At 66.0% G+C, this 18681-nt stretch carries 16 protein-coding genes; 7 read left to right on the top strand and 9 right to left on the bottom strand.

The window, feature by feature from the left end; translation table 11 throughout:
- Both QOH60_RS19085 and QOH60_RS19080 read left to right on the top strand, forming a co-directional pair.
- Positions 1 to 716, top strand: a 716-nt coding sequence (locus QOH60_RS19085) for a DEAD/DEAH box helicase (protein WP_526423238.1), incomplete at its 5' end; no start/stop codon positions are given.
- Positions 717 to 724: 8 nt separating this feature from the next.
- The gene (locus QOH60_RS19080) at positions 725 to 2071 is read left to right on the top strand and encodes an FAD-binding oxidoreductase (RefSeq protein WP_526423248.1); all 1347 of its coding nucleotides are present in this window, start codon (positions 725 to 727) and stop codon (positions 2069 to 2071) included.
- On the opposite strand, the gene QOH60_RS19075 is transcribed toward QOH60_RS19080, so the two are convergent.
- The 3 genes from QOH60_RS19075 to QOH60_RS19065 all read right to left on the bottom strand — a co-directional run bounded on the left by QOH60_RS19075 (position 2068) and on the right by QOH60_RS19065 (position 5884).
- Positions 2068 to 3924 carry an MFS transporter gene (locus tag QOH60_RS19075; protein ID WP_526423246.1) on the bottom strand — a complete coding sequence of 619 codons (1857 nt, stop codon included), beginning with the start codon at positions 3922 to 3924 and terminating at the stop codon, positions 2068 to 2070. The two genes, QOH60_RS19080 and QOH60_RS19075, sit on opposite strands and share 4 nt — an antisense overlap.
- A gap of 41 nt (positions 3925 to 3965) precedes the next feature.
- Positions 3966 to 4499: a PadR family transcriptional regulator gene (locus QOH60_RS19070; protein ID WP_526423236.1), complete on the bottom strand. Its 534-nt coding sequence runs from the start codon at positions 4497 to 4499 to the stop codon at positions 3966 to 3968.
- A 110-nt stretch (positions 4500 to 4609) separates the two neighbouring features.
- Entirely contained in the window at positions 4610 to 5884 is a 1275-nt protein-coding gene (locus QOH60_RS19065; protein WP_526423234.1) for a multidrug effflux MFS transporter, read from the bottom strand.
- An 80-nt stretch (positions 5885 to 5964) separates the two neighbouring features.
- Here QOH60_RS19065 and QOH60_RS19060 point away from each other — a divergent pair, with 80 nt between their 5' ends.
- From QOH60_RS19060 to QOH60_RS19045, 4 genes are all read left to right on the top strand, one after another.
- Positions 5965 to 6717: a hypothetical protein gene (locus tag QOH60_RS19060; protein ID WP_526423232.1), complete on the top strand. Its 753-nt coding sequence runs from the start codon at positions 5965 to 5967 to the stop codon at positions 6715 to 6717.
- A 106-nt stretch (positions 6718 to 6823) separates the two neighbouring features.
- The gene (locus QOH60_RS19055; RefSeq protein WP_526423230.1) at positions 6824 to 10495 is read left to right on the top strand and encodes a multifunctional oxoglutarate decarboxylase/oxoglutarate dehydrogenase thiamine pyrophosphate-binding subunit/dihydrolipoyllysine-residue succinyltransferase subunit; all 3672 of its coding nucleotides are present in this window, start codon (positions 6824 to 6826) and stop codon (positions 10493 to 10495) included.
- Positions 10495 to 10926 (top strand): rhodanese-like domain-containing protein, encoded by a 432-nt coding sequence (locus QOH60_RS19050; protein ID WP_526423228.1) that lies wholly within the window; start codon positions 10495 to 10497, stop codon positions 10924 to 10926. Before QOH60_RS19055 ends, QOH60_RS19050 begins: the two co-directional genes overlap by 1 nt.
- A 36-nt stretch (positions 10927 to 10962) precedes the next feature.
- The gene (locus QOH60_RS19045) at positions 10963 to 11787 is read left to right on the top strand and encodes an SDR family NAD(P)-dependent oxidoreductase (RefSeq protein WP_526423226.1); all 825 of its coding nucleotides are present in this window, start codon (positions 10963 to 10965) and stop codon (positions 11785 to 11787) included.
- A gap of 28 nt (positions 11788 to 11815) precedes the next feature.
- Here the strand turns inward: QOH60_RS19045 and QOH60_RS19040 are convergent, their stop codons facing one another.
- From QOH60_RS19040 to QOH60_RS19030, 3 genes are read right to left on the bottom strand one after another with little or no spacing between them, the layout of a single operon-like run.
- Positions 11816 to 12664, bottom strand: a complete 849-nt coding sequence (locus tag QOH60_RS19040) for a glycine betaine ABC transporter substrate-binding protein (RefSeq protein ID WP_526423224.1) — start codon at positions 12662 to 12664, stop codon at positions 11816 to 11818.
- A 6-nt stretch (positions 12665 to 12670) separates the two neighbouring features.
- Positions 12671 to 13834: an NAD(P)-dependent malic enzyme gene (locus tag QOH60_RS19035; RefSeq protein WP_526423222.1), complete on the bottom strand. Its 1164-nt coding sequence runs from the start codon at positions 13832 to 13834 to the stop codon at positions 12671 to 12673.
- Between the two features lie 42 nt (positions 13835 to 13876).
- The gene (locus QOH60_RS19030) at positions 13877 to 14866 is read right to left on the bottom strand and encodes a malate dehydrogenase (protein ID WP_526423220.1); all 990 of its coding nucleotides are present in this window, start codon (positions 14864 to 14866) and stop codon (positions 13877 to 13879) included.
- A 182-nt stretch (positions 14867 to 15048) separates the two neighbouring features.
- On the opposite strand from QOH60_RS19030, the gene corA reads away from it, so the two are divergent.
- Positions 15049 to 16140 carry a magnesium/cobalt transporter CorA gene (corA, locus tag QOH60_RS19025; RefSeq protein WP_526423218.1) on the top strand — a complete coding sequence of 364 codons (1092 nt, stop codon included), beginning with the start codon at positions 15049 to 15051 and terminating at the stop codon, positions 16138 to 16140.
- Here the strand turns inward: corA and QOH60_RS19020 are convergent.
- Genes QOH60_RS19020 through QOH60_RS19010 form a run of 3 tightly spaced genes read right to left on the bottom strand, consistent with a single transcriptional unit; the run spans position 16137 to position 18680 of the window.
- Entirely contained in the window at positions 16137 to 16667 is a 531-nt protein-coding gene (locus QOH60_RS19020; RefSeq protein WP_526423216.1) for a suppressor of fused domain protein, read from the bottom strand. The genes corA and QOH60_RS19020 overlap by 4 nt on opposite strands.
- Positions 16664 to 17839, bottom strand: coding sequence for an ABC transporter ATP-binding protein (locus QOH60_RS19015; RefSeq protein WP_526423214.1), 1176 nt, complete (start codon positions 17837 to 17839; stop codon positions 16664 to 16666). The genes QOH60_RS19020 and QOH60_RS19015 overlap by 4 nt, the downstream gene beginning before the upstream one ends.
- Before the next feature lie 4 nt (positions 17840 to 17843).
- On the bottom strand, positions 17844 to 18680 hold the full coding sequence (locus QOH60_RS19010) for a carbohydrate ABC transporter permease (RefSeq protein WP_526423212.1): 837 nt from the start codon (positions 18678 to 18680) through the stop codon (positions 17844 to 17846).
- Between the last annotated feature and the right edge of the window lies 1 nt (position 18681).

The raw sequence follows: 18681 nt of genomic DNA, 5'->3' as shown, positions 1-18681 counted from the left end.
CGCAGCAGCTGCCGCAGGTCAGCCAGGGCACCCATCCCGAACCCGTCGACCAGTCCGCGCTGGGCTGGCTGGTTGACGGACATCAGACGCTGCCGCCGGAGCGCGGCTACTTTCTGGCCTACTCCTTTCGCATGCACCCCGCGGTGTGCGCGCCGGTGTCGCGGCTGTCCTACAGCGGCCGTCTGCACTCCCACGAGGACATCAGCACCTCCCGCAGCCTCGAAGGCGTCGAGCCGGGCGTGCAGGTATCCGAGATCGCCCACAACGGCAACGCGACAGACAGCCCCGAGGAGGCCGACGCGATCGTCACCGCGATCACCGGGCTGCTCGGCCGCAAATGGACCGACGAGGACGGCGCGCGGGAACTGGGGCAGCGCGACGTCTTGATCGTCACGCCGTACAACGCACAGGTCGTGACGCTTCGCCGCCGGCTTGATGCGGCGGGGCTGCGCGACGTGCGTGCGGGGACGGTGGACAAATTCCAGGGGCAGCAGGCGCCGGTCGTGTTCATCTCGATGGCGGCCTCCACCGTTGACGACGCGCCGCGCGGAGGGTCGTTCCTGTTCAACAGGAATCGGCTCAATGTGGCCGTGAGCCGGGCCAAGTACGCCGCCGTGATCGTGCGGTCTGAGCTGCTGACCGACTATCTGCCGAGCACGCCTGACCGATTGGTCGAGCTGGGCGCGTTCCTGTCGCTCTCCGGCGGACGCGCGTGAGCGGCGGCTTGACGCAGCGCCTCGGTGCGATCGTCGGGAGCGGATACGTGAGTACCGACCCCGACGTGCTGGCTGCCCGCAGCGTCGATCACACCGGCCGCTACCGGGGACGTGCCTGCGCGCTGGTGCGGCCGGCGTCGGCCGAGGACGTCGCGGCGGTCCTGTCGGCGTGCCGCGACGCCGGTGCGCATGTGACCGTTCAGGGCGGCCGAACGTCGTTGGTGGCAGGCACTGTTCCCGAACACGACGACGTGTTGCTGTCCACCGAGCGCCTCACCGCGGTCGGTGACATCGACACCGGCGAGCGCAGGGTGGCGCTGGGCGCGGGTGTCACGCTGGCCGGCGCGCAGCGCACCGCCGTCCGCGCGAGCCTGCTGTTCGGTGTCGATCTGGCGGCACGAGACTCCGCGACGGTGGGCGGGATGGCGTCGACGAACGCGGGCGGACTGCGCACCGTGCGCTACGGCAACATGGGCGAGCAGGTGGCCGGCCTCGAGGTGGTGCTGCCCGACGGCTCAATTGTGCGGCGCCACAGCGCAGTCCGCCGTGACAACACCGGCTACGACATGACGGCGCTGTTCGTCGGCGCGGAAGGCACGCTCGGCGTGATCACCGAACTCGACGTTCGGCTACACCCCACCCCGGCGCACCGGATCACCGCGCTCGCCGGGTTCGAGAACCTGGCCGATCTCGTCGCCGCCGGCCAGCAGTTCCGTGACCTCGACGGGATCGCCGCCCTCGAGCTGATCGACGCGCGGGGCCTCGATATCACCGCAAGCCACCTCGACGTCGCCTCACCGCTGGATTCGCCGTGGCTGCTGCTGATCGAAATGGCCGCTGACTCCGATCTTTCCGAGCGGCTCGCCGACGCGCTGACGGACGCGCCGATCAGCGGCGAGCCGGCCGTCGGCGTCGACGCCGCTGCGCAGCAGCGCCTTTGGCGTCTACGCGAGGCCATCACCGAGATCCTCGGCGTGTACGGTCCTCCGCTGAAATTCGACGTGTCGCTGCCACTGCCGGCGATCACGGATTTCGCGCGGCGGGCCGGCGATCTCGTGGCCGAACATGCACCCGAGGCGATACCGCTGTTGTTCGGTCACGTGGGCGAGGGCAACCTGCATCTGAATGTGTTGCGCTGCACCCTTACCGGCGAGCGCGAGCGTGCGATGTACTCCGCGATGATGGATCTGATCGCGGCCTGCGGCGGGAACGTCAGCTCCGAGCACGGAGTCGGCAGCCGCAAACGTGGATACGTCGGCATGTCACGCGAGGCCGCCGATATCGCCGCTATGCGCACCATCAAGTCGGCGCTCGATCCGACCGGCTATCTCAACCCCGCGGTCCTGTTCGACTAATCGCCGGTCGACCTCGAATGCCTGCCGGAGCCGCCGGTGTCGAGGTCGGGGTCGGACGCCGCGTGCCTGCCACCGGCCTGCTCGTCGGGTAGGTCAGGAAACATCGACTCGTGGTCCACGTGAAAACCGTTGTGGGCGGTGCCAATCGAATCAGCAGCAGACGGCAGCCACTGTTCCGGCGGTTCATGGAAGAGGGTTTCGTAGACGTCCTTCGACCGCAATTGCACCAGCTCACCGGCGGCGGCGTGGGCGCGCGTGGGTAGCGGCTCGGTGTCGCTCTCGTCGACATGGGGAGGGACGTACACGGGCGGGACGTACACCGGCGGTTCGAGCAGGAACTCGACGTACTCGTCGTCGTCGTCGTCGGGGTAGTCGCCGTCGTCGATCGCCGGTATCACATCGGTGACGCGCGAATCGTCGTGCTGAATACCCCGTGCCCCAACGGCTCCCGTAGCCATCGACTTACGCCGCATCCCGGCCATGAACATCGCGGCGACGATGCCGATCAGAGCAATGAACGCGGGCAGCAGCATCGAGATCGACATCGCGGTCGAGAACGGCTCATGCAGGAAGGGGGGCAGTTGTGTCACAGCGCCTTCACCACGTAGAGCGTCCTTGGGCATGCCGGGCAGTTCGTGGGAAAGGCACCACGTCATGAACCCCGCGATGCTCGCGCTGCCCAGTACGGATCCGACCTGCCGGGTGGCGTTGTAGACGCCCGACCCCGCGCCTGCCAGGCTCGCCGGCAGGTTGCGAGTCGCGGTGGCGGCCAACGGCGACCAGATGAACGCCATGCCGAGGCCCATCGCCGCGAACGGCAATGTCAGCCGCCATACCGGGGTGGTGGGCGTCATCTCAAAGGACAACCACGTCAACGCGATTGCCAACACCGAGAAGCCGAAACCGACGATCGGGCCGGGGGAAAACTTGTCGACGATACGCCCGACACTGGGTGCGAGCACGCCGGTGACGACGGCCATCGGCGCCATGACGAGCGCCGAGCGCGTCGGCGACAGCCCGAGCACCGCCTGCAGGTAGAAGATCAGCGGGACCAGCATCGAGACCACCACGAAGCCCATCACCGTGATGCCGATGTTCGACAGCGAAAAATTGCGGTCGGCGAACACCCGCAGCGGGATCAGCGGGTCGTTCGTGTTGATCGACTGCCAGTACACGAACACGCCCATCGCGATCACGCCGGCGGCGATCAAGCCCCAGATCCACAGCGCCCAGTCGTGCGACGCGCCCTCCTGCAGCCCGAACACGATCAGGAACATCGCGACGCCCGAAAGCACCACTCCCAGAATGTCGAAGCGCGCCTTGGTGGTCGGCAGCACGGGGATGAGCCATACCGCCAGCGCGATGCCGATCACGCCGATCGGGACGTTGACGAAAAAGATCCACTGCCAGCCCAGGGTGTCCAACAGTGCCCCGCCGGCCAGCGGTCCCACCAGCGTTGCGACACCGGCCGTCGCGCCCCACAGACTCAAGGCGACACCGCGGCGCTCCGCCGGGAAGATCCGGGTGATCGTCGACAGCGTCTGTGGGGTCAACAACCCGGCGCCGAGACCCTGCACCGCGCGCGCGGCGATCAGCATCTCGATCGTGCCCGCCAGACCGCACCACAGCGAGGCGGCGGTGAACACCGCCAGACCGATCAGGTAGAGGTTCTTCGGCCCGAACCGGTCACCGAGTCGGCCGGCCACGAGCAGCGGCACTGCATAGGTCAGCAGGTACGCGCTGGTCACCCAGATCACCGTGTTGTAGTCGGTGCCGAGTTTCTCGACGATGCGCGGGTTTGCGACGGCGACGATCGTCGAGTCGACGAGGATCATGAAGAAGCCGACGAGCATCGCCCATAGCGCCCGCCAGGGATTCACGTCGCGGTCGGCCGTCACGGCGACTCCAGCGACGCGACGAACCCGGCCAGCCAGTCCAGCCGTGCCACCGTTGTGGCGAGCATGTAGTCGAGTGCCGCCCGCTCCCCCGGCGCTCCGGCCGCGTCGCGCACGGCGCGCAGCTCGTCGGCGGAGCGCTCCAGCGCCTCTATCCGGCGCCGCAAGGCGCGCACGGCGACCTCGGCGTCGAGGTGGTGGATTTCCGAGAGCGCGACGACGAATTTCTCGAACTCGTTGACCGGGCTCGCGACCAGCTCCTTCAGCCTCGCGATCAGCGTGTCAGCACCGGCGTCCGTCAGCTCGTAGGTGGTGCGCTCAGGGCGATTGCCACTGCGCCCGGTGCCCGCCTGACGGATCAGTTTCTCCTCGGCCAGCCGGTTGACCACGTGATACAGCGACCCGGGGCGCACTTTCAGCATTCGGTCGCCGCTGCGGGCGGTGAGCGTCTGAAACATCTCGTAGCCGTGCATGGACCGCTCACGCAGGAGTGCCAGCACGGAGATGCCCAGCGACGTCACCTGGTACGCCATGCAGAGTCCGTTCCCCGTCTTTGTGCGAGGTAATCAGCGGCGCCGACTACTCCGCTCGGAATAATCCCGTGCGACGGTACAAACTCAGGCGGCCGGGCACAACACGGGAGCTATTCGGAGTGAGGTTCGTCCGCCGGGCCGTGCGCGAGGGGCTCGTCGTCGCCAAGCCTGATCACCAGCAGCAAAGCCACCAGCGCGACCGTCACGCCGATGGCAAGCACCAGCGCCAGCGCAACCTCGTCGTTGCCCAACACACCGACGAGCGGTGCGATCAAGGCGCCGACGCCGAACTGCCCGGCACCGAGCAACGCGGCCGCCGTGCCCGCGGCCTCATGGTGCCGCGACAGCGCGAGAGCGGGCGCGTTGGGAATCACGAGTCCCATCGCGGCCAGAACCAGCCACACCGGCACGAGGAATGCGGGCAGTCCGCCGAGATGAGCCATCGAGAGGCCGACGAACACCGCGCCGACGACGACGGCTCCGCTCAGCGCCGACACCACGATGGTCTGCGGCGAGAACCGTTTCAGCAGAACCACATTGACCTGCGTCGCGGCGATGAACCAGATTGCGCCTGCGCCGAAGACGATCGCAAACACCTGCTGCGTCAGGCCGTAGTGACCCTGCAACACGAACGAGGCGCCCGAGATGTAGGCGAACAGTCCAGATATCGACAGCGAGGCGACCGCCACCAGGGTGACGAAGCGCACGTCGCGCAACAGTGACGCGTACGTCGAGAGCACGCCCCGTAATCGAAGAGGCCTGCGGTTGGCGGGCGGCAACGTCTCGGGAAGCGCAAACACCGCCACCACAAGCAAGGCGCCTGCCAGCACCACGAGCACCGCGAACGTCCAGTGCCATGACGCCCGCAACAGCACCGCCGCGCCGAGAGAGGGTGCGATGACAGGCCCGGCCCCCAGGACGAGCATCAGGCGCGAGAAGACGGTCGCTGCCGCCGAGTCGTCGAACAGATCGCCGACGACGGCGAACGACACCACCATCGCCGCGGACGCGCCGATGCCCTGCAGCACCCGGCCGGCTCCCAGAATTTCGATGTTCGGTGCGAACACGCAGACCACCGACGCCACCATGTGCAGGACGATCCCGACGATCAGCGGCTTGCGACGCCCCAGCGAATCCGACAGCGGGCCGACGATCAGCTGACCGAGCGCGAGCCCGGCCAGAGTGCCCGTCAACGTCAACTGCGTCACCGACGACGAAACCGACAGGTCGGCGGTGATCTTGGGCAGAGCGGGCAGATAGAGGTCGAGCGTTAACGGCCCCAGCGCAATGAGCGCGCCGAGCACCGCGATCATCTTGGCGCGAGGCGCCGACGGTGCTTCGTTGTTAGCCACGCTCACTACATCCACGTCCTGGGATGTTGCCATGTCTGCAGTCAGCACCGCACCTCGGCGTTTTCTTCCTGGCTGCCGGTAGCCTTGGAGCCAGGCAAGTCCAGGGAGGACCGATGAACGCCGCTCGCAACGGATCGAGCCCGAAGACGCCACCCGAGCCCGACGACCATCCGGGTGCCGCCGCACGGGCGTTATCGCACATCCTCGAGGTCGGCGCACGCGTGCAGGCGCCAGCCGTCCAGGCCTACGTGGACCGGCTGCGCAAGGGCAACCCTGAGGCATCGCCCGCCGAGATCGTGACCAAACTGGAGAACCGGTACCTGGCCGCAGTGACGGCCAGTGGTGCGGCCGTCGGCTCCGCCGCGGCATTCCCCGGGATCGGAACGCTCGTGGCGCTGTCCGCGGTCGCGGGCGAGACCGTCGTGTTCCTCGAAGCCACCTCGCTGTTCGTGCTCGCGGTCGCCGAGGTGCACGGGATCCCCGCGTCGCATAAAGAGAGACGCCGCGCACTCGTGCTGGCCGTGCTGGTCGGCGACGACAGCAAGCACGCCGTGCGCGATCTCGTCGGGGCGGGCCGCACCGGCGGCGGATGGATCGCGGAATCTGCGGGCACCCTGCCGCTGCCTGCCGTTGCTCAGCTCAACAACCGACTGGTCAGGTATTTCGTCAAGCGCTACGCGCTCAAGCGCGGCGCGATCGCGTTCGGCAAGATGCTCCCGATGGGCATCGGCGCGGTGATCGGCGGCGGCGGCAACCGGATGATGGGCCGCAAGATCGTCAAGAACGCCCGAAACTCCTTCGGCCCGGCGCCCGCTCGGTGGCCGGTGAGCCTGCACGTGCTGCCGTCGGCGAGCGCGACGAACTGAGCTGGCCTCAAGATCGCAGTCTGCGCCGCCGCCACGGCCAAACGGGTTAGCCTAGATGGCGGAAAAATTTCGCTTCCAGGCAGAGGAATCGAGGCGAGCAACTGCTGTGAGCAGTTCACCTTCACCATTCGGGCAGAACGAATGGCTTGTCGAAGAGATGTACCGCAAGTTCCGGGAAGATCCCTCATCGGTCGATGAGAGTTGGCATGAGTTTCTTGCCGACTACTCACCCGAGCCCGCCGGCAACGGCCAGCAGAGTCCGCCTACGAAAAAGACCATGCAACGGCCTGAGGCCAAGGCTCCGCCCGCCGTACAAGCCCCGGCTCAGCCCGCCTCCTCCGACGAGGCCAAGCCGGCTCCGAAGGTTCCGGCCATCGCGGTGCAGGACGACGACGAAACTGCCGTGATCCGCGGTGCGGCCGCCGCCGTGGTCAAGAACATGTCGGCCTCGCTGGATGTGCCGACGGCCACCAGCGTGCGCGCCGTGCCCGCGAAGCTGATGATCGACAACCGGATCGTCATCAACAACCACCTCAAGCGCACTCGCGGCGGCAAGATTTCGTTCACCCACGTGCTCGGGTACGCGATCGTGGCCGCCACCAAGAAGTTCCCGAACATGAACCGGCACTACGCCGAGGTGGACGGCAAGCCGAACATCGTCACGCCCGCCCACATGAACCTGGGCCTGGCGATCGACTTGAAGGGTAAGGACGGCAGCCGCCAGCTCGTGGTGGCCGGCATCAAGAAGTCCGAGACCATGCGGTTCGGTCAGTTCATCGCCGCCTATGAGGACATCGTGCGGCGGGCGCGCGACGGCAAGCTGACCGCCGAGGATTTCTCGGGCGTGACGATGTCGCTGACCAATCCCGGCACCATCGGCACCGTGCACTCCGTGCCGCGCCTGTTGCGCGGACAGGGCGCGATCATCGGCGTCGGCGCGATGGAGTACCCCGCCGAGTTCCAGGGCGCCAGCGATGAGCGCATCGCCGATCTCGGGATCGGCAAGCTCGTCACGCTCACCTCCACCTATGACCACCGGATCATCCAGGGCGCCGAGTCCGGGGATTTCCTTCGCACGATCCACGAGCTGCTGCTCTCAGACAGCTTCTGGGACGACATCTTCCACGAGCTCGGCATCCCCTACGAGCCGGTCCGCTGGCGTACCGACAACCCGGACTCGATCGCCGACAAGAACGCCCGGGTGATGGAGCTGGTCGCGTCCTACCGCAACCGCGGGCACCTGATGGCCGACATCGACCCGCTGCGCCTGGACAAGACCCGGTTCCGCAGCCACCCCGACCTCGACGTGGCCACCCACGGGCTGACGCTGTGGGATCTGGACCGGGTGTTCAAGGTCGACGGTTTCGCCGGCGCTGAGTACAAGAAGCTGCGCGACGTGCTGGGGTTGCTGCGCGACGCGTACTGCCGCCACGTCGGCATCGAATACACCCACATCCTGGAGCCCGCACAGCAGCAGTGGCTTCAGGAACGTGTCGAGGTCAAGCACGAGAAGCCGACGGTCGCCGAGCAGAAGTACATTCTGTCCAAGCTCAACGCAGCGGAGGCCTTCGAGACCTTCTTGCAGACCAAATATGTTGGGCAGAAACGCTTTTCGCTCGAAGGTGCCGAGACCGTCATTCCGATGATGGACGCGGCCATCGATCAGGCCGCCGAGCACGGGCTCGACGAGGTGGTCGTCGGCATGCCGCACCGCGGCCGGCTCAACGTGCTGGCCAACATCGTCGGCAAGCCGTATTCGCAGATCTTCTCCGAGTTCGAGGGCAACCTCAACCCGTCGCAGGCGCACGGCTCCGGCGACGTGAAGTACCACCTGGGTGCCCGCGGCACCTACATCCAGATGTTCGGCGACAACGACATCGACGTGTCGCTGACCGCGAACCCGTCACATCTGGAGGCGGTGGACCCGGTGCTCGAAGGCCTGGTACGGGCCAAGCAGGACCTGCTCGAAGAGAATGCGGACGCCGAAGCGGCTCAGCGGTTCTCGATCATGCCGTTGATGATGCACGGCGACGCGGCGTTCGCGGGACAGGGTATCGTCGCAGAAACACTCAACCTCTCGCTGCTTCGCGGGTACCGGACCGGCGGCACGATCCACGTCATCGTCAACAACCAGATCGGGTTCACCACGTCACCTGACGACTCGAGGTCCTCTGAGTACTGCACCGACGTCGCGAAAATGATTGGCGCGCCGATCTTCCACGTCAACGGCGACGACCCGGAGGCCTGCGCGTGGGTGGGACGGCTGGCCGTGGACTTCCGGGAGCAGTTCAACAAGGACGTCGTCATCGACATGCTTTGCTACCGCCGGCGCGGGCACAACGAGGGCGACGACCCGTCGATGACGCAGCCGTACATGTACGACGAGATCGACACCAAGCGCGGCGCGCGCAAGAGCTACACCGAATCGCTGATCGGCCGCGGCGACATCTCGATCAAAGAGGCCGAGGACGCTTTGCGCGACTACCAGGGCCAGCTCGAGCAGGTCTTCAACGAGGTACGTGAACTCGAGAAGGTCGAGATCGAGCCGAGCGAATCCGTTGAGGCCGAGCAGCAGCTGCGCGCCGGACTCTCCACCTCGGTGGAGAAATCGCTGCTGGCCCGGATCGGCGACGCGCACCTGGCGTTCCCAGAAGGTTTCACTGTGCACCCACGCGTCAAGCCGGTGCTGGAGAAGCGTCGCGAGATGGCCTACAACGGCAAGGTCGACTGGGCATTCGGCGAGTTGCTCGCGCTGGGATCGCTTGTCGCAGAAGGCAGGACTGTGCGCCTCTCCGGCCAGGACACCCGGCGTGGCACGTTCAGCCAGCGGCATTCGGTGATCATCGACCGCAAGACGGGCGCCGAGTTCACTCCCCTGCAGCTGCTGGCCACCAACGAGGACGGCCAGCCCAACGGCGGCCGGTTCATGGTGTACGACTCGCCGCTGTCCGAATTCGCCGCTGTGGGTTTCGAATACGGCTACTCGCTGGGCGACCCGGATGCACTTGTGTTGTGGGAGGCACAGTTCGGCGACTTCGTCAACGGCGCGCAGTCGATCATCGACGAGTTCATCAGCTCCGGTGAGGCCAAATGGGGCCAGCAGTCCGAGGTCGCGCTGCTGTTGCCGCACGGCCACGAAGGTCAGGGTCCCGACCACACGTCAGGCCGCATCGAGCGGTTCCTGCAGGTGTGCGCCGAGGGTTCGATGACGGTCGCACAGCCGTCGACGCCGGCCAACTACTTCCACCTGCTGCGCCGCCACGCGATGGACGGCATCCACCGGCCGCTGATCGTGTTCACGCCAAAGTCGATGCTGCGCAACAAGGCTGCGGTGTCCGACATCTCGGAGTTCACCGAGATGAAGTTCAGGTCTGTGATCGAAGAGCCGACGTACGACATCGGCGACGGCGATCGCTCCAAGGTCAAGCGCATCCTGCTGGTGAGCGGAAAGCTGTACTACGAGCTGATCGCCCGCAAGGCCAAAGACGGCCGCGACGACATCGCGATCGTGAGGATCGAACAGCTGTATCCGATTCCCCGCTACCGGCTGCCGCGAACGCTGGACACCTACCCGAACGCCGAAGAGTTCTTCTGGGTACAGGAGGAGCCGGCCAACCAGGGTGCGTGGCCGACGTTCGGTCTGAATCTGCCCGAGCTGGTGCCAGCGCTGAAGAACATCAGGCGCATCTCCCGGCGCGCGATGTCGGCACCGTCGTCTGGGTCGGCGAAGGTGCACGCGGTCGAACAGCAGGAGATTCTCGACGAGGCGTTCGCCTGATGCCCAAGTCAATCGAGGACATGGTCCGCGAAGCCAAGGAGCGCGTCGAGAACCTGACGGTCGAGCAGGTCGCGGCCGAATTAGAAAGCGACGACGTACTTCTCGTCGACGTGCGGGAGCCTGCGGAACTGGAACAGTCGGGCAAGATCGCCGGATCGGTGCATGCGCCGCGCGGCATGCTTGAGTTCTTCGCCGATCCGGCCAGCCCGTACCACCGTCCCGAATTCAAACGGGGTCGTCGCGTCATTCTGCATTGCGCGGGTGGCGGCCGGTCCGCGCTCGGCGCCGACGTGCTGCAACAGATGGGCTACGGGAACGTCGCCCATCTCGACGGCGGCCTCAAAGCGTGGAAAGAGGCCGGGCGACCGGTTGAGGGCGACCCGTCTTCGGAGACAAAGCCCAACGAAACCGGGACCGCGGGTACCGGCTAACCTCGTTCGAGATCACTGACTCGGAGGAGTGCGGCAATGCAGGGGTTTGCGGGAAAGGTCGCCGTCGTCACGGGCGCAGGTTCAGGGATCGGCCAGGCGCTCGCCATCGAGCTGGGGCGCTCCGGTGCGAAGCTCGCGATCAGCGATGTCGACGTCAAAGGCCTGGCCGGCACCGAGGAACGCCTGAAAGCCATCGGGGTGCCGGTGCGCTCCGACCGCCTCGACGTGACCGAGCGCGAAGCGTTCCTGGTCTACGCAGATGCCGTCAAGGACCATTTCGGCACGGTGAATCAGATCTACAACAACGCTGGCATTGCCTTCACCGGCGACATCGAAGTCAGCGGGTTCAAGGACATCGAGCGGGTAATGGACGTCGACTACTGGGGCGTCGTCAACGGCACCAAAGCTTTCCTGCCGCACCTGATCGCCTCCGGCGACGGACACATCATCAACGTGTCGAGCGTTTTCGGGCTGTTCTCCGTGCCGGGCCAGGCTGCGTACAACGCCGCCAAGTTCGCGGTGCGCGGCTTCACCGAGGCGTTGCGACAGGAAATGATCCTCGCCGGACACCCGGTGAAGGTGACCACAGTGCATCCCGGCGGAATCAAGACCAATATCGCTCGCAACTCGACCGTCGTCGAGGGCCTCGACAAGGACGAGCTGGTGCGGACATTCGACAAGAAGCTGGCCAGCACGTCCCCGCAGAAGGCCGCGCGGATCATCCTGGACGGCGTCAGCAAGAACAAGGCCCGGGTGCTGGTCGGCACCGACGCCAAGGTTCTCGATCTGATCGTCAGGCTGACCGGGTCCGGCTATCAGCGGCTGGTCACCGCGATCACCTCCAGGGCGCTACCTCACTGATGGTCGCTCGGACAAGCCTCGCTCCGCCCTAACGGCCGAGCGGGTGCGCGGCGAGCCACGCCTCGGCTGCGTGACGGGGGTCGCCGCCTTGTGACACCTGACGGCGCATGTCCGCCAGCGCCGCGGTGTCGAAGTCCCCTGCGATCTCGTTGATGGCCAGCAGCTGCTGTTCGGAGAGCTCGTTGCGGCGGTAGAGCGGCACCACGTTCTCGGCCCGCACCAGTTGCGGTGTGTCGTCGGCCAGCACGTCGGCCGCGGTCGGGATATCGGGGGCAGCCGTCGTGGTCCACGCGGCATTGATCTGCCCTGCCCCCAGCGCATCGTAAAGCTCTGGGCTGGAACGGAATTCGCGCGGCACAGGCAGCTTGCACGTGCCGAGCGCAGTGGGTGGTGACGGCTCGCCTGCCGCCACTCCGGTCTCGACCGCCGCGCAGTTCTTGACGATTTCCGCCAGTCCACGGCCACCCGCGCCGGCCTGTGCGATCGCGAGCGCCGGCTTGTCCTCTGCGGACATCGCGTAGTCTCCCGCCGCCACGCCTTCAGGAAGGGTCCCGACCATCGCCTGGTACACGTCCTTGTCAGAGATCGCGGCGGCGCCAGGGGCGAACCTCTCGAGGAGCCGGCCGGTGAAACCGGGCACCACGCGGGCGTCGCCGGAATCGAGTTGCGCGACGGGGTCTGCGCTGCGTTCGACTCGTGCCGCGGCCCCGTAGGAGCGCAGCGCCGCGGCATAAAGCTCGGCGAGGATCGCCGACTCCGCGTCGGGTCCAGCACCGACGACGACTTCACCTTCGGGGTTCCCGTCGGCGCAGCCGGCGACGATCAGCACGGCGCATAAGGCGCCGAGAATCCGCACCGGAATCCCTACAGCGGTCATCGAGAGTTAATCGGCGGCAGCTGCCACGGCAGAAGCGACGGCCGGCCCGACCCTGGGGTCGAGCGGGCTCGGCACGATCTGGTCCGGGGCGAGGTCGTCGGCAACCACCGAGAAAATCGCTTCGGCGGCCGCAAGCTTCATCTTCTCGGTGATTCTGCGGGCGCCGGCGTCGAGTGCGCCGCGGAAGACCCCGGGGAAGGCGAGCACGTTGTTGATCTGGTTCGGGAAATCACTGCGGCCGGTGGCGACGATCGCGGCGTGCTTGCTGGCGATCTCGGGATGAATCTCTGGGTCGGGGTTGGAAAGTGCGAACACGATGCCGTCGGGGGCCATCGTGGCGATCAGTTCCTCGGGCACGACTCCGCCCGAGACTCCGAGGAACACGTCGGCGCCCTTGAGCGCCTCGACCATGCCGCCGTTGAGCCCGTCGGGATTCGTGCGCCGCGCCAGGTCGGTCTTGACGGTGTTCAGACCGTCCCTGCCGTCATGCACAATGCCCCGGGAGTCGAGGACCGTGATGTTCGTAATCCCCACGGAGAGAAGAATATTCGTGCACGCCAAGCCAGAGGCGCCAGCACCGCAGACCACGATCCGCAGCGAGGCCATGTCGCGGTCGAGCACCTTGCTCGCGCCCATCAGCGCCGCGAGCACCACGATCGCGGTGCCGTGCTGGTCGTCGTGCATGACGGGGCAGTCCAGCGCCTCGATGAGCCGCTGTTCGATCTCGAAGCAGCGCGGCGCGGAGATGTCCTCCAGATTCACCGCACCGAAAGTCGGCCGCAGCCGCACCATGGTTTCGACGATCTCGTCGGGATCCTTGGTGTCCAGCACGATCGGGATCGCGTCCAGACCGCCGTACTCCTTGAACAGCGCGCACTTGCCCTCCATCACGGGCAGCGCCGCTGCGGGGCCGATGTCGCCGAGGCCGAGAACCGCGGTGCCGTCGCTGACGACGGCAACCAGCCGGTTGGCCCACGTGTACCGGGCGGACAGGGTGTGGTCAGCGGCGATCGCGCGGCTGACCTGTGCCACACCAGGCGTGTAGGCGATCGAGAGCGCATGTTGGGTGTCCAGCGGAGACTTCAGTTCGACGGAGAGCTTTCCGCCGATGTGCGCGTCGAAAATCTCCTCATCGGTGACGACGACGTGCGTGCTCACGACCTCGGACACAGAACTCACGCTACTGACCTACTCTTAGGTAGCCTAATCGCCCTAGATCAGGCCGAGATCGGTGACCGCCTCCCGCTCTTCGGCAAGCTCGGTCGTCGTCTTTTCGATCCGGCCGCGGGAGAACTCGTCGATCTCGAGGCCTTGGACGATCGTCCAGCCGCCGTCCTTCGTGGTGACCGGGAACGACGAGATCAGCCCTTCCGGAACGCCGTAGCTGCCGTCGGAAATCACCGCCATCGAGACCCAGTCGCCGTCGGCGCTGCCGAGCAGCCAGTCACGGGCAGCGTCGGTGGTCGCCGACGCAGCCGACGCCGCCGAGCTGGCACCGCGCGCGTCGATGATCGCGGCGCCGCGCTTGGCGACGGTCGGGATGAAGTCGTTCTCAATCCAGGCCTGGTCGTTGACGACCTCGGCAGCGTTGCGGCCGCCGATCTCGGCATGGAAGATGTCCGGGTACTGGGTCGCCGAGTGGTTGCCCCAGATCGTCATCTTCTTGATGTCGGTGACGGCGGCGCCCGTCTTGCGAGCCAGCTGGCTGATCGCCCGGTTGTGGTCAAGGCGGGTGAGCGCCGAGAACCGCTCACGCGGGATGTCAGGCGCGTTGCTCATCGCGATCAACGCGTTGGTATTGGCGGGGTTACCGGTGACGCCGATGCGAACGTCTTCTGCGGCAACCTCATTGAGCGCCTTGCCCTGGGCGGTGAAGATCGCGCCGTTGGCCTCGAGCAGGTCGCTTCGTTCCATGCCGGGGCCACGGGGGCGGGCGCCGACGAGCAGGGCCAGGTTCACGCCGTCGAAGATCTTGCTGGCGTCGGCACCGATCTCGACGCCTGCCAGAAGCGGGAACGCGCAGTCGTCGAGTTCCATCACCACACCCTCGAGGGCCTTGAGTGCCGGCTCGATTTCGAGCAGGCGCAACTCGATCGGACGGTCCGGCCCCAGCAACGAACCACTCGCCAGACGGAACAGCAGGCTGTATCCGATCTGGCCGGCGGCGCCGGTGACGGCGACTTTCAATGGCGATGCGCTCACGTCACGTGCTCCTCGGGAAGACAATTGGTTCGCGACGAAACTAGCGCACCGAAGCGACGTCGCTCGACGAGAGGGGGCGGTCCGGCTGGCCGCCTGACCGCATCAACACGCACCGGTGCAGGTAGAACGCGTAGCATTAGCGGCTGCTCGAGAAGACTGTGCGACGCCACGGAGGTGACACGATGCGGACATTTCGTGCGCTGCCGCCACAGCTCCGCCACAAGACCGCCGATGCCGACGTGCACTCGATCCATGTCCCGGTCGCGCGCGCGATGGTCGACTGCGGCGTCTACGCCGACGGGGAACGGTTGCCCGGCAAGTACACCCATGCTGCCGCTTTGGGGAAAGTCCGCGAGCTGGAGAAAGCCGGCAGCGAAGCCTTCGTGTGGATCGGCCTGTACGAGCCCGACGAACACCAGATGCAAACCGTCGCCGACGTGTTCGGGCTGCACGAGCTCGCCGTCGAGGACGCGGTGTGCGCATATCAGCGCCCAAAGCTGGAGCGCTACAACAAGACTCTGTTCCTGGTGCTTAAGACAGTCACCTACGTCGAGCACGAATCCGTCGCCAAGGCAAGGGAGATCGTCGAGACCGGCGAGATCATGATCTTCGTCGGCCCGGATTTCGTGGTCACAGTCCGGCACGGCGAACACGGTGGCCTCGCTGACGTCCGCAGGCGCATCGACACCTCACCGGCGATGACGAAGCTGGGCCCCTACGCGATCATGCACGCGATTGCCGACCACGTCGTGGACAGCTACCTCGATGTCCTTGATCTCGTCGAGACGGACATCGACGCAATGGAGGAGGACATCTTCTCGCCACGCACGCACACCAACATCGAGTGCATCTACCTGCTCAAGCGGGAGATCGTCGAGATGCGCCGCGCGGTGAGCCCGCTGACGCTCGCACTGCAGCGGCTCGGCACCGACCACAACGACTTGGTTTCCATCGAGGTCATGCGCTACATGCGCGACGTGCTGGACCATCAGATCCAGGCATCGGACCGCATCACCAGCTACGACGAGACGCTCAGCTCGCTGGTGCAGGCTGCGCTCGGCAAGGTGGCGATGCAGCAGAACGTCGACATGCGCAAGATCTCAGCATGGGTGGCGATCGCCGCAGTGCCGACGGCCATCGCGGGCATCTACGGAATGAACTTCGAGTACATGCCCGAAAAGAATTGGACCTTTGGCTACCCCTTGGTGATCGGGGTGATGCTCGCGATCTGCAGCATCTTGTACGTCACGTTCCGACGCAACCACTGGCTTTAGCGTGGCCGCCCTGCCGGCCTAGCTGCGTCGAGCAAGTCGACACCGTCCTCATCCCATGCCTGCCGCATCTCCTTGGGACCCTTCAGCCGCACCCACGCCGCCTCGTTCTGCGTGATCGGGGTGGCCTGCAGAAACTGCACCTCCCCAGAGGGCGCAATCCCGCTGTCCCCCAACAGAACCGCCGTGAACGGTGCGCCCTGCCACAACGGCTGCCCGAGATCGACGAGCGCGTCAACGGTCAACTGCAGTCCCTCCACCACGGGCGCGGCGGCCAGCACCGCGACGCTGCGCGCGAGCCCCGCTGGAACCGCCGTGCCTCGCAGGCTCACCACCACCTCGGCGCGCGTTGCGTCATCGTGGCGTGAACCGCCTACGGACACATAGTGGAACGTGCCGTCGCCGTCGGGGCCGAACCGCAGCACGTCGATCGGGTGCAGTCCGACAAACGTCACGCTCGCGACGTCGGGCGCGGCAGTAATCCCCGCTCGGGCGAAGTGATCTCGCAGATACGACTGGAGGTCGGTCACCCGTTGGCGGGCGGGATGGTCAAGTTGACGCCCGTATCGGCGTCGAAGATCGCGAGCTTGCTGGTATCGAACGCCAACGAGATTCGCTCGCCCGCCTTGGCGGCGGACTCCGCGGGAAGCCTTGCGACGAACTCGTTTTCGCCGATCTCCGATTCGGCCGCCAACTCGGCGAGCTGTGCCGCGTGCGCCGATGCGCCCTCGACGGTGAAGTACACCAGCTTCTCGGCCCCCAACGACTCCACCATGTCGACGTTCACCTCGAAGGTCAGTGCCCGCAGCCGCTGGTAGGTGTCGATCAGTGCGGCGTCCTCGAGATGCTCGGGCCGGATCCCGACGATCACGTTGGTAGGTGTCGGATGCTGTGCGAGAACGTCGTGTACCTGCTGGGTCAGCGTGATCTCGCCGAACGGCAGGCTGACCCCCACATCGGTGAGGCCGGCCGGGAAGAAGTTCATCGCAGGCGAGCCGATGAAACCCGCGACGAACAAGTTGACCGGCCGGTCGTACAACTCCTGCGGCGTGCCGATTTGCTGCGCAACGCCGGCGAGCAGCACGACAACCCGGTCGCCCAGCGTCATCGCCTCGGTCTGGTCGTGTGTGACGTACACAGTGGTGGTGCCCAGGCGGCGCTGCAGGCGCGCGATCTCGCCACGCATCTGGACCCGCAGCTTGGCGTCCAGGTTGGACAGCGGCTCGTCCATCAGGAAGGCCTTCGGATTGCGGACGATCGCGCGGCCCATCGCGACCCGCTGACGCTGACCGCCGGACAGGTTGGCGGGCTTGCGATCCAAGAATTCAGTCAGCCCAAGGATTTTCGCGGTCTCGTCGACCTTCTGTGCGATCTCGGCCTTTTTCATCTTCGCCAGCGTGAGCGGAAACGCGATGTTCTGACGCACCGTCATATGGGGATACAGCGCATACGACTGGAAGACCATCGCAATGTCGCGGTCCTTGGGCGCCTTGTCGTTGACACGCTCGCCGCCGATGCGCAGCTCGCCGGAGGTGATCTCCTCCAGCCCGGCGATCATGTTCAGCGTGGTGGATTTACCGCAACCCGACGGGCCGACGAGAATGATGAACTCGCCGTCGGCGATCGTGAGCGACAGATCGTTCACGGCGGCCGTGCCGTCGGGGTAACTCTTCGTCACCCTGTCGAGCACGATCTCGGCCATGCGCTTATCCCTTCACTGCGCCGGAGGTCAGGCCGGCGACTATCCGTCGTTGGAAGATTAGAACAAACACGACGATCGGAATGGTGATCACCATCGCGCCGGCCGCTATCGAGCCGGTCGGTTCCTCGAATTGCGAGCTTCCCGGAAAATTGGCGATTGCCACCGGCGCGGTAATCGACGCGGTGGTGGCGGTCAGCGAGATCGCCAACAGCAGGTCGTTCCACGCGAAGATGAACACCAAAATCGCTGCAGTGACGATGCCGGGCGCGGCCAGCGGAGCGATCACCTTGCGGAACGCCTGAGCCGGAGTGGCGCCGTCCATCTTGGCGGCTTTCTCCAGATCCCACGGGATCTCCCGGAAGAACGCGGACAGGGTGTAAATGGCCAACGGCAACGCGAACGTGATGTAGGGGATGATCAACCCGGGCCAGGTGTTGAACAAACCGAGCGCCCGGGAAATATCGAATAGCGGTGAGACAAGCGATATTTGAGGAAACATCGCGATCAGCAGAGCGACTCCGATGAGCAGGCGTTTACCCGGAAAGTCCAGTCGCGCAATGGCATAGGCCGCCATCGCGCCAATGACCACCGCGATCACCGTCGTGATCAGGCCGATCCCGATCGAGTTGCGCAGCGCGGGCCCGAACAAGTCGCCGCGGAAGATGTTGCGATAGTTGTCGAACGTCACCGATGACGGAATCAGCTTGCCGTCCTTGACGGTTGCCGTCGGCTTGAGCGACAGGCTCAGGATCCACAACACCGGGAACAGCGCATAGACGACCACGATGACGTCGAGGACCGCCCAACTCGCCCTCCGCCCCGCGCTCACCCGCTGTGCCATG

The sequence above is a fragment of the Mycobacterium sp. genome, assembly GCF_032159765.1.
Classification (GTDB): Bacteria; Actinomycetota; Actinomycetes; order Mycobacteriales; family Mycobacteriaceae; genus Mycobacterium.
The sequence above is the reverse complement of the archived record's forward strand: the minus strand, read 5'-3'. Positions and strand labels throughout refer to the sequence as shown.